This is a genomic window from Rhodanobacter sp. K2T2 (genome assembly GCF_013408815.1).
In the GTDB taxonomy this organism is placed as follows: Bacteria; Pseudomonadota; Gammaproteobacteria; order Xanthomonadales; family Rhodanobacteraceae; genus Rhodanobacter.
This window is the reverse complement of record NZ_JACCCA010000004.1, coordinates 371,237-383,001: the sequence shown is the minus strand read 5'-3', so window position 1 is coordinate 383,001 and position 11,765 is coordinate 371,237. Positions and strand designations below refer to the sequence as shown.

At 59.3% G+C, this 11,765-nt stretch carries 7 protein-coding genes; 6 read left to right on the top strand and 1 reads right to left on the bottom strand.

Features of this window, described 5'->3' with window-relative positions; all coding sequences use genetic code 11:
- A partial coding sequence (locus tag HDE78_RS21070) for a hypothetical protein (protein WP_255457718.1) occupies positions 1 to 315 on the bottom strand: 315 nt, incomplete at its 3' end.
- Here HDE78_RS21070 and HDE78_RS09170 point away from each other — a divergent pair.
- From HDE78_RS09170 to HDE78_RS09145, 6 genes are all read left to right on the top strand, one after another.
- On the top strand, positions 262 to 4,308 hold the full coding sequence (locus tag HDE78_RS09170) for an amino acid adenylation domain-containing protein (protein WP_345776046.1): 4,047 nt from the start codon (positions 262 to 264) through the stop codon (positions 4,306 to 4,308). The two genes, HDE78_RS21070 and HDE78_RS09170, sit on opposite strands and share 54 nt — an antisense overlap.
- Positions 4,309 to 4,348: 40 nt before the next feature.
- Positions 4,349 to 5,326, top strand: a complete 978-nt coding sequence (locus HDE78_RS09165) for a TauD/TfdA family dioxygenase (RefSeq protein ID WP_179478470.1) — start codon at positions 4,349 to 4,351, stop codon at positions 5,324 to 5,326.
- Positions 5,323 to 6,204, top strand: coding sequence for an alpha/beta fold hydrolase (locus HDE78_RS09160; RefSeq protein WP_179478460.1), 882 nt, complete (start codon positions 5,323 to 5,325; stop codon positions 6,202 to 6,204). Before HDE78_RS09165 ends, HDE78_RS09160 begins: the two co-directional genes overlap by 4 nt.
- A gap of 15 nt (positions 6,205 to 6,219) precedes the next feature.
- The gene (locus HDE78_RS09155; RefSeq protein WP_179478458.1) at positions 6,220 to 7,536 is read left to right on the top strand and encodes an ABC transporter permease; all 1,317 of its coding nucleotides are present in this window, start codon (positions 6,220 to 6,222) and stop codon (positions 7,534 to 7,536) included.
- A 13-nt stretch (positions 7,537 to 7,549) separates the two neighbouring features.
- The gene (locus tag HDE78_RS09150) at positions 7,550 to 8,803 is read left to right on the top strand and encodes an FtsX-like permease family protein (protein WP_179478456.1); all 1,254 of its coding nucleotides are present in this window, start codon (positions 7,550 to 7,552) and stop codon (positions 8,801 to 8,803) included.
- Between the two features lie 91 nt (positions 8,804 to 8,894).
- Positions 8,895 to 11,219, top strand: a complete 2,325-nt coding sequence (locus HDE78_RS09145) for a M28 family peptidase (protein ID WP_179478454.1) — start codon at positions 8,895 to 8,897, stop codon at positions 11,217 to 11,219.
- Positions 11,220 to 11,765: the final 546 nt, after the last annotated feature.

The following is an 11,765-nucleotide window of genomic DNA, read 5'->3' as shown; positions in this document are numbered from 1 at the left end:
AGCGCGATCGCCGCCGTGTGGGAGGAACTGCTCGGGGTCACTCGCGTCGGTCGCCGCGATCACTTCTTCGAGCTTGGTGGCCATTCGCTCTTGGCGATTACCGTGGTCGATCGTCTGCGTCGGCTTGGATACGCTCTGGATGTGCGCGATGTTTTCGCCGCACCCGTTCTCGGCGATCTCGCTGCCATCAAGGGACGCGATGGCACGGTCGTCGTGCCGCCGCAACGCATTCCGGCGGATTGCGAACGCATCGTGCCGGACATGCTTCCGCTGATAGATCTGAACCAGGACGACATCGACCAGATCGCGCGACATGTGCCGGGTGGCATGACGAACATCCAGGACATCTATGCACTATCGCCATTACAGGACGGCATTCTGTTCCACCACATGCTCGCCGACGCTGGTGATCCCTACCTTCTCACCACGACAATGTCGTTCCCGAATCGGGAACTGCTGCAACGCTTCTTGCTAGCCGTCCAGCATGTCATCGATCGGCACGACATCCTGCGCACTGCATTCCTGTGGCATGGGCTTTCTCATCCTGCGCAGGTTGTCCTTCGCAGCGCTCAACTCAACGTCAGAGAGATCGAGCTGGATTCGGCCGATGGTCCCGTGGCTGAGCAGTTGGCCGAGCGCTTCGATCCGCGCCGCGAGTGCCTCGATCTCGGCAAGGCGCCGTTGCTCGACTTCATCGTGGCGCACGATGCCGATGGCGACCGGTGGGTGGTTATCCAACGGCTTCATCATCTCATCGGTGACCATTCCACCCTCGACGTGCTGCGTGATGAAGTTCATGCGATTCTTCGTGGCCGAACCGGCGATCTGGCTATGCCCGTGCCATTCCGGGACTTGGTGGCCTATGCACGGCTTGGCGAGCCGGACGAATCGCACGAGGCGTATTTCTCGCGCATCCTCGGTGATGTGCACGAGCCGACACTCGCCTTCGATCTGGCTGACGTGCAACAACAGGGTGGTGGCATCGAAGAGTTTCGACAGGCATTGCCGGCATCGCTCAACAACGCACTGCGGCATGCTGCACGACGTCTCGGCGTAAGCGTTGCGAGCCTGTGCCATCTCGCGTGGGCGCATATTCTGTCCAACACCAGTCATCGTGATGACGTGGTATTCGGCACAGTGTTGTTTGGTCGCTCGCTCGGTGGCGAAGGTATCGACCGTGCGGTCGGTTTATTCATCAACACGTTGCCGTTCCGCCTTGATGTCGGTAAGCGCGACCTGGCCAGCGCCGCACGTGACACCCACGACCGGCTTACCCAGCTGATCGAGCACGAGCACGCGTCACTCGCGCTTGCTCAGCGTTGCAGCGGAGTCGTGGCACCGATGCCGCTGTTCAATTCGGTGCTCAACTACCGGCACAACGAGGCGCCGATCGAGCTCAACGACGGTCATATATCGAACGCGACGCATCCGATGGCTGGCGTGAAGGTGCTCAGCGACGAGGTGAGAAACAATTACCCGTTGACCATGTCCGTCGAGGACTTCGGTGACAGCCTCGCTTTGACGGCACTCGTATCGTCGAGTCTGTCGGGTCAGCACATCTGCAGTTATATGCAGTGCGCACTCGAGAAGCTAGCCGAGGCCATCGAGGGCGGCGATCGCGTCGTCTCGCCTTACCGTCTGGATATCGTGCCAGCCACCGAGCGCGCACTTATCGCCGCATGGAACACGACCGCGCGCGTGTTCCCGACAGCCTGCCTGGGCGAGCTTTTCGAGCAACAGGTCCGGCGCACACCGGCGGCGATCGCGATCCAGGCCGACGGCGTGGCGTTGAGTTATGCCGCGCTCAATGCCCAGGCCAATCGGCTGGCTCATCGTCTGGTTCGCCTCGGCGTCGGCCCGGATCGACGGGTCGCCATCTGCACCGGTCGTAGTGTCGCCATGGCGGTCGCCATGCTGGCCGTGCTCAAGGCCGGCGGTGCTTACGTGCCGCTCGATCCGGTCTATTCCTCCGACCGGCTGGGACGGATTCTCGGGGATGCCGCAGCCTCGGTACTGCTGCTCGACGCCGACGGTCGCCATGCCTTGGGCGGCGTTGTCGCCACGCAGACACACGTACTCGCCCTCGACGAACTACCCAACGCATGGGCAGACGAGCCCGAGAGCGACCTGCACATCGACGGACTGACGCCGGATCACCTGGCCTACGTGATCTATACCTCCGGTTCCACCGGCGAGCCCAAAGGCGTGATGGTCGAACACCGTTCGGTGGTCAACTTCTGGGCCGCCATCCGCGGGCCGATCTATCCCGACGACGACACCGCCTTGCGCGTGGCCTGGAATGCCTCGTTCTCGTTCGACATGTCGATCAAGGCCTTCAGCCAGTTGCTGTCCGGGCACACCGTCGTGTTGCTGCCGCAAGCCGTGCGCGTCTCCGCACCCGCCCTGCTGGCCTTCCTGCGCGACGAACGGATCGATGCCTTTGATACCACGCCCTCGCAGCTGCGTGGCCTGCTCGCCGAAGGGCTGCTCACCCTGAGCGACCGCCCCCGTCGCGTGCTGCTAGGCGGCGAGCCGATCGATGCGGCCATGTGGTCCCAGTTGGCCACGGCACCCTGGTTGCAGGCATACAACATGTACGGTCCGACCGAGTGCACGGTCGACGTCACGATTACCGCGATCCGCGACCCCCACGGCCCCGTGCATATCGGCCGGCCGCTGGCCAACATGCGCGTCCACCTGCGCGATGCACAAGGCCGGGACGTTCCGCTTGGCGTGGCCGGCGAAATCTACGTGGCCGGTATCGGCATGGCGCGCGGCTACTTCGACCGTCCGGCGCTGACCGCCGAACGGTTCATCGCCGATCCGCTGGACGCGGCCGGCCGCCTGTACCGCACCGGCGACCGCGGTCGTTACCTGCCGGACGGCCGCATCCAATACCTGGGCCGTCACGACGACCAGGTCAAGGTTCGCGGCTTCCGCATCGAACTGGGCGAAATCGAAGCCCGCCTGAGCGAGCACGGCGCCGTTCACGAGGCGACCGTCCTGGCCCAGGCCGATGCGCAGGGCGACACCCGCCTGATTGCCTATGTGATTCCGGCGTCCGCGCAGACCGTCTCGGCCGCGTCGTTACGTGACCACCTGGCCGCGCGCCTGCCTGAGTATATGGTGCCGTCTGCCTTCGTCAGCGTGGAACGCTGGCCGCTCACCCGCAATGGCAAGCTCGATCGTCGGGCATTACCGGCACCGGATGAACGGGCCTTTGCCAACCGCGATTACGAGCCGCCGCGCGGTGCGGTCGAAACGGCCATCGCGAGTCTCTGGTCGGAGTTGCTGGGTGTCGAGCGGATCGGGCGCAACGATCATTTCTTCGAACTCGGCGGGCATTCGCTTAGCGTGGTCCAGCTGATGGTCAAGGTGCGCAAGCGTTTTGCAATCGAGCTGGCTATGCGCGACATGTTCGCCAATCCGACCTTGCGTGCTTTCGCGATTCTTGTCGGGACCCGGATCGTCAAGCCGGCCACGACGAATATCGTGCCGATTCGTACGGCCGGCTCGGCACCGCCGATTTTTCTGGTGCACCCGGGGGGGGGCGGTATCGACTACGTTCGCTTGCTCGCACCGTGGATTCGCGTCGATGTGCCTGTCTATGGCATAGAAGCTGACGGCATGCTTCCGTGGCAGACAGGCTATGCGTCGGTCGAGGAAATGGCCGCGTCCTATGTGGCCGGCATCAAGCAGGTTGCGCCATCGGGCCCTTACCGGATTGCCGGATGGTCGGCGGGTGGCGTCATCGCCTACGACATGGCCAGGCAATTGTCTGACGGTGGCGACGAGGTTGGCTTCCTCGGTCTCATCGATACGACTTTCCCCTCGGCGGACACGACGGCGAGACCGCCGTTCGATCCGCGCAGCGAAGTCATCACGTTGCTATCCCGTCTCGTCGACAGCAAGCGCTTGGCCGAGATCGTCGCCCACACCGATGCGATGAGTTTCCCCGAACTGGTCGCCTATGTGTATACGCAACAGGATATTCGTCTGGCCGATGGCAGTGCGTTGCCAGTGTTCGACGAGGAAACGCTGCGATCGCTGCTACAAGCTCGACATGCCATTGTCGATGCCGTCAGCGAGTACGCACCCGCGCCTACGACGGAGAAAATTCATTTCTTCGAAGCGGTCGAGAACACCCATCCCAGCTCGCATGCATGGGTAGAGCATCACAGGGAGAACATCGAGGTGATCGCCGTGTCGGGGAACCATCTCAGCATGATGGACGATCCCGCTCATCTAGCTTTCCTCGGTGCATCGCTCTCCGAAGGATTGGATCAATCGACACTTCAACGCGTCTGACACGACAGCTTTGCCTTTAGACAGATTTCGGAGCCTACCCATGTTGGATATCACGCCGCTTTTCCCCGAACACACTGGCCCGATCCTGGCCAGGCCCACGCAGGGGCGTCTATCGTTACTCGATATTGTGGTCCCTCAGCGCGACAACTTTCGATCTCGGCTGACCGAGCATGGCGCCATTTTGTTTCGCGGCTTTCGTGTCGACGATGTTTCCGATTTCCATGCCCTCGTGGACGGGCTGACCTCGGATCATATGCGTTACATCTACCGGTCGACACCACGCAGCGTCGTGACCGATCGCGTATCCACGGCGACCAGTTATCCCGCGCAACTTGAAATTCCCTTGCACAACGAAAATTCGTACAGCGACAACTGGCCTCTGACGGTGGCATTTTGCTGCACGAAGCCGGCGGTCGAAGGAGGCGAGACGCCGGTAGCCTGCATGCGCGACGTGACCCGGGACATTGGGTCGGCGCTACTGAATAAATTTCAGGAGCTGGGTGTCGAGTACATAAGGCATTACCACCAGGGAGTCGATCTGCCTTGGCAAGATGTTTTCCAGACAACCGACAAAGGCGAACTCCAAAATTATTGCGACAGCAACGGCATTTCGACCGAATGGCTCGACGGCGACCTTCTGCGCACGGTAAGTCGTGCTCAGGGAGCCGCCGAGCATCCGGGAACCGGTGACCGGGTTTTTTTCAACCAGGCACATCTTTTCCACGTATCGAGCCTGGGTCAGGGGCATGCGGAAGCACTCACTGAATTATTCGGGCTCGACCGTCTTCCTCGCCATGCTCGTTTCGGCGACGGAAGCGAGATATCCGCGGAGGAACTTGCCCGGATAAATGATGCATTCCGAAAAAACACACTTGCCTTTCCATGGCAGACCGGCGATGTCCTGTGGGTCGACAACATGCAATACGCCCACGGCCGTCGACCGTTCAAGGGTGAGCGCGCGGTGTTCGCGTCGTTGATGGAGCCCTACCACCCGAAGCTCGCCGAGGCTGCTGCTTGAGTACCTCAGGACAGGACGCCAAGGTCACGGCGCGCACACCTGCCACATCGATCGACGCGTTGATTCCACTTCACTCCACTCACAGCCGTGCCGTGCCGGTAATCTGCATACCTGGCGCGGGAGCGAGCGTTACTTCGTTCATGCCGTTCGCCTCGGCAATCGGACACCAGCGGCCGACCTTCGGGTTACAGCCGTTGGGCATCGGTCCGGGCGAGACGCCGTGTGAATCGGTAGAAGACGCAGCCTCCTATCACCTGGATGCAATTTGCCGTATCGCTTCTCGCCCATTCCACTTAGTTGGTCACTCGCATGGCGGGCGCGTTGCTTTCGAACTTGCGGTGCGGCTACAGGCCGAAGGTATCAACCCGGCATCGCTCACCCTCATCGACTCGGAAGCTCCAGATCCTGTGGGGACGGAGAACCTCTCGCTGGATGAGGCCGCCATCCGCGGCGAGTTCGTCCACGTTTTCGAAAAAATCCATGCGATAGAACTTCCACTATCGCCCGGGATACACGCGTCGACCGATCGCGAAACTTTTCTATCTGCATTGCATGGATTGCTTGTTGCGCATGGAAGGTTGCCGGCACGAAGCGCCAGTTCGCTGCTCTTGGGGCCACTGGCTACGTTCGCCGCGGCAAGACGCGCGCGCTATCGGCCCACGCGAGTCTTCGAGGGAATACTTCGGCTCGTGCAGGTGCGTGATGTGGACCTCACTCTCGACGACGACCTCGCTCAACGCAATGCGTATGTCGAGGAGTGGGCAAAGCACGCACGAGATACCGATGTATGGCACGGGCCGGGTGATCATTTTTCGATCCTCCAGCAACCGCAAATCAAAACCATGGCCTGCTGGTGGCATGACGGCTTAAAGTCTTAAGGGAGTATTGGTTCTATGTTTGCCTACTACGTAGGAATAGCAGTCAGGAACTTGCGACGAAGCTGGGGGCTGACTCTGCTCATGGTCTTGGCCATTGGTCTCGGGGTTGCCGCTTCAGTGACCACTTTCGCGGTATTTCGCGCGGTATCCGGCGATCCGGTACCCGACAAGTCGTCGCAATTGTTCGTACCCTTGTTCGACATGTGGGGGCCGCGCAATGGCGTTGCGCGCAAGGACCCACCTGACGCGCTCGATTACTTCGATGCGATGAACTTGATGCGCGACCATCGCGCATCGCGCCAGTCGGCCATCTATCCCATCCAGCCCGCGCTCGCTCCAGCGGATAGCAATCACCATTCCAAGAATATAGACGGCAATGCTGTTTACAGCGAGTTCTTTCCGATGGCCGAAGTGCCGTTGCGCTTTGGCAATGGATGGTCAGATAACGATGATCGCCAGCATGCTACGGTCGCGGTCATCAGCTCGGCGTTGAACGACGAACTTTTTGCCGGAAAAAACAGTGTGGGACGCACGATAAATATCGCCGGAAAGGATTTTCGTGTCGTCGGCGTGCTCGATAACTGGAATCCGCAGCCGCGTTTTTACGATGTGCACAACAGCGGCGGCTTCACGACACAGAAGGTCGATATCCTGGTGCCGTTCCAGACAGCCATTACGGCAGGCATCAAGAATACCGGCAACACGAACTGCAACAGTGCGATGAATAGCGCCGGCTTCGATGGCCTCATCCAGTCCAACTGTGTCTGGATCTCATACATGGTCGAGCTGCGCGACGCTTCGGCCGTGCAGGCATTTCGCGGCTACCTCGATGACTACGTGAATCTGCAGAACCGGGCAGGACGTTTCCATTGGAAATCCGACACCCGTTTGATGGGCTTGCGCGAATGGTTGGAGTTCGAAGAGGTTGCACCGAGCGATACCCACTTGTCCTTGTTGGTCGCCATCGGCCTGCTCGCTGTCTGCATCATCAATACCACCGGCCTATTGCTGGCCAAGTTCATGCGTCGTCGCGGTGAGGTCGGCATACGTCGGGCCTTGGGCGCCACGAAGCGTTCGGTCTATCTCCAGTTCGTCACCGAAGCTTCGTTGGTAGGGCTTTCCGGTGGCGTATTCGGGCTGGCTCTGACCGCGCTCGGCGTCGCTGGTGTGCATGCGTTGTTACCGAAAGACATCGCTTCGCTGGCACATCTCGATGCAGGCCTACTCGGCCTTTGCCTCCTGACAGCCGTTGTCGCAACGACACTCGCAGGTCTTTTCCCGGCAGCCCGCGCGTCTGCCGTGCAGCCGGCTCTCCAGTTGAAGATGGACTGAGATAAGTTTGACTATGAAACTACATCCCATTATTGCGGCCATGCGTCGGCAGTACGCCGGCGCCATACTTATCGCTCTGCAGATTGCGCTGACCCTGGCCATCGTCTGCAATGCCATGTTCATCATCGCCCAGCGAGTCTCTCGGATCGATCGTCCGACCGGACTGCAGGAAGATGGCTTGTATTGGGTCACTCAGCAGTGGGTACTTCCGGCCGCCGACGATCCGACGAAAAAGACCGCTCAGCTCGATGCCATGCAGGTCGAAGACATGGCCGCACTTCGGCGGATTCCTGGGGTGACCTCGGTCGCATCGGTAAACACATTGCCGTTACTCAATTCGAGCCGCGACGGTGGCGTCGCATTAGAGCCCAATCAAGCGAGCCCACTGGCACGAACGGTCTACTATTACGGTGACGAAAACATGCTGTCGACGCTTGGCGCGCACCTGGTCGAGGGCAGGGAATTCACCAGTGGCGACGTTTTGCATGAAGCTGCGCAGGCAAGCCATACACCATCGGTGGTGATCATCACCAAGGAACTGGCTAAGAGCGTATTCGGCGAATCGAGTGCGCTGGGTAAATCCATCTACCTCGACGGATCGGGCTCGCCATCCCGTATCGTCGGAATCATTGACCGGCTCCAGGTATCCACCACGCATAGTTGGGCTGATACGTTTACCTATCACTCCACCCTCGTGCCGGTCCGGCTGAGTGACGATAGCAGTACTTATGCGGTTCGTACCACGCCCCAAGCATTGGACAAGGCGATACGAGCTACCGCATCAACCCTCTACGGCGTGAGCAGTGCACGGGTTATCGCAGAAGACGGCATTCGTTCGTACGCGGCTATTCGCGAAGATGCTTATCGTGCCGATATGGGCATGGCGATTCTGATGGCCTCCATCTGCGCGATTCTGCTTGCCGTCACCGCTGCCGGCATCGTCGGACTGACGAGTTTCTGGGTAGCGCAGCGAGGTCGACAGATCGGTATTCGACGCGCGCTGGGTGCCCGAAAAATCGACATCTTCCAGCACTTCCATCTCGAAAACTTGTTTATATCGAGCGTCGGCGCCGTCGTTGGAATCGTCGTCGCGTTCGCACTCAATGCTTGGCTTATTGAACACTATGAGATGCGGCGTATTCCGATTGCCTTCGTGTTGTTGGCCTCGCTGCTGGTTGTCGCCACGGGGCAATTCGCTGTGTTCGTCCCTGCGCGTCGAGCATCGAAAATTACGCCGATGGCGGCCATGTCCAACCGCACGAACTGAATCTGCCGCGATTGCTGAAATCGACACTAAGGAATATTCGAATGAATCAGAGCAATTTTGATGTGGGGTGTGCAACGTCGGGAATTTCTGCATGAACCCTCTCCACATTGGTTCGCATGACAGACGTCCGTGGCTCGCGTTATCCGGGATCGCCGTGTTGGCTATCGTTGTCTGGCTTCTCCTGGGCCCTTTCGATACGGTCGCCTTGGTTCCCGCCAATGTTCAGAGCGAAGTGTTTTCTGCCGAGAGGGCGCTCGATTTCGCGCACACCGTCATGCCCGACGAGGTGCCGCATCCGCTGGGCAGCAAGGCAAATGCCGCGATTCGCCAACGGACTATCGCAGCGTTCAATCGGCTCGGTTATTCCACACAGGATCTGAGTCGTCCCATTTGCGAATTCAGGTACGACGGCGCGCGCTGCGCCATCGTGCATAACATCGTTGCGCGCCTTCTCGCCAAAGACCAGTCCGCGCGTCCGGTGCTTCTCACTGCGCACTACGATTCGGTTCCTGCGGGGCCAGGCGTGGCGGACGACATGTCGAACGTTGGTGCGCTACTGGAAATTGCACGGCTCCACGCCATCGGGGCGTTGAAGGTGCCGCTGATTTTCCTGCTGACGGATGGCGAAGAACCGGGAACTCTCGGTGCCAAGGCTGCATCAGAAATGGGCATCGACGCAGATCACGTGACGCTCGATCTCAATCTCGAGGCGCGGGGAACTGAAGGGCCGTCCATCATGTTCGAGGCCGGTCCGGCAAGCGGCGAGCTAGTGGATGCATTCCTGCGGAACGTGCGTCCGATCAACACGGCTTCTTACATTTCGTCAATTTACCAACTGCTTCCCAATGACACCGACTATTCGGTGTTCAAGAAGGTTGGCATGCATGGCCTCAATTTTGCCTTCGGTGGCGGTCTTTCGCGTTACCACACGCCTCGCGACGACTTCGCTCATCTCAGCTTGGCCAGCATGCAATTGCAGGGTGCTGCCGTGGTGGGCACCCTACGCGGCTTGACGGATAAACACGGTGACGTGTCGCCTCTCGCTTTACCGGGTTTCGTCGATCTGTCGCATGCGTTTGTCGTTCGCTGGCCGGCGTCATGGACCTGGCCTCTTGTGGCGTTGTGCGTCGTGTTTGCCGTGCTGGGCTTGGCGATATTGTTTTACACGAAGCGCCTGCGCTATCGCGAATGGTTGGGATCGACCGCGAAGATGATCTTCTCCGCCGCCATCGCTTTGGCCCTCGTGGACGGCGTCATGATGTTGCTGCGGATAACGACCGGCACACCAACGCCTTGGCTGGCGCATACGTCCATCACCTGGGCTGCCGTCTTTGGCGTAGCGTTATTCGTGGTGTTCATGTTTTGGCGCGTTCGCGAGAGCAGGGATGCGGTGCGTGCCATGGCGGGGCTGGTCACGTTTCAACTGCTTGGCTTGATTGCGCTTACGAGTTTGAACGCGGGGCTCAGCGCGTTGCTGCTGGTACAGACGATAGTCATGGCTGCTGGCTTGATAGCCTTGGCGCGCGCTCGAAGCGAGGTGGTGCGTGATTTGGTTTTCCTTTCCAGTTGGATAGTCTCGTGCTTGGTTTTTGTTCCGGCGACTCGACTTTTCACCATGATGCTGTCACCGGATGAGGCGGCGATCGCGGCCGTGCCCTCGGTACTCATGATGTGTGCCAGCGTGCTCGTCTTCGGGCGGATGTTTGCCGGACGAATGCGCATGATTGCCCTCGCCATTATAGGTCTGGCTTCCGTTGGCGCGTTGGTCTTTGTGATGATGGCGCCGCACGAGACGGTCAACGATCCAATGGAGGCCAACGTGTATCAGGTGGACGATGTAACCGCCGGAAAGTCATGGATTGCGAACGGGTCGTCGAGTCATCCCTTGCTGACAACGCTATCGGCGGCCGCACGCTTTTCCCATGCCGTGCAAGCGCCATGGCCTCGAATGCTGTTGAATGCCCGCTACATATCACCCTTGTCGGCACCGCATTCAGCGGCTCCTATGATGGATGGCTGCGGAACGAGACCTGTCGATGCGGATGCCTATGCCCAGTGTGTGCACTGGGTGGCCGCATCAGGATACGACGAGCTGACAATGACCGTAGGAGCGGGCCACGGAATCACGACATTGCGTTTTAGCGGTCAAGACTTCCCAGTCGACGCCAAGCTCAGGCAACGCGGCATGTCGATTCATTTCCTCGGGACGGAGGCAGCAGATCAGCCTGTAGAGCTAATAATCGATAGAGCGGCGGCCACCCGCGAAATCATACTATCGGGAACCCGTTACAACTTGTCGGGGAGAGCGTTAGAGATCGCTTCGCTGCGAACCGCCGCACAAGTGCCAACGCAGGAGGGCGACAAGACAATCGTATACGTGCGTCAGTCGCTCGACGGATTTGTTGGAAGAAAATGAATCGAAAGCGTACCCATGATTCGCTAGTGCTTATTGGCCTAGTCTGAACACTGTTATCGAGTCACACGGCGCCGAAGACGGAATTTCTAGCACACCATGAGAAACCGAAATAGCAGAGAATTGCCGAAACGACTAAGATCTGAGAGCGCTTGAACTGCTAGCGCAATCGAAATATGACAGTAACCGTGACGGTAGGTCGATTTTAGAAACGTTTGGAAACCGCGTAGCACAAGGCTTTTTGACCTTGTGCGAAGCACCCATATCAAAAGCTAAAACTCATACGAAAGATTTTTTAGCTGACGCTGACAGAGACAGCTGATTTCACCCTTATAAGTAGCGTCCAAGGTCATCCAGCAAGTTTGGAGGCATTTCTGGGGCACAGATACTGCCGCCGATCTTACCGATGCTTGCATATCAATGCTTTGTGCGACGAGTTTGGATCCGACCGGGAGCATGCCGACTTCTCGGTATGTCTCACCAAGTCTCAACATCCACAAAGCCGCCACTATGCGGGCGTTGCCGTTTTGTCGTCATGGTTTAGGCCTG

Excerpts from the sequence above, each read along its gene's own strand:
- HDE78_RS09170 (WP_345776046.1), top strand. The coding sequence starts at position 262 with ATGCTTCCGCTGATAGATCTGAACCAGGACGACATCGACCAGATCGCG.
- HDE78_RS09165 (WP_179478470.1), top strand. The coding sequence starts at position 4,349 with ATGTTGGATATCACGCCGCTTTTCCCCGAACACACTGGCCCGATCCTG.
- HDE78_RS09155 (WP_179478458.1), top strand. The coding sequence starts at position 6,220 with ATGTTTGCCTACTACGTAGGAATAGCAGTCAGGAACTTGCGACGAAGC.
- HDE78_RS09150 (WP_179478456.1), top strand. The coding sequence starts at position 7,550 with ATGAAACTACATCCCATTATTGCGGCCATGCGTCGGCAGTACGCCGGC.
- HDE78_RS09145 (WP_179478454.1), top strand. The coding sequence starts at position 8,895 with ATGAACCCTCTCCACATTGGTTCGCATGACAGACGTCCGTGGCTCGCG.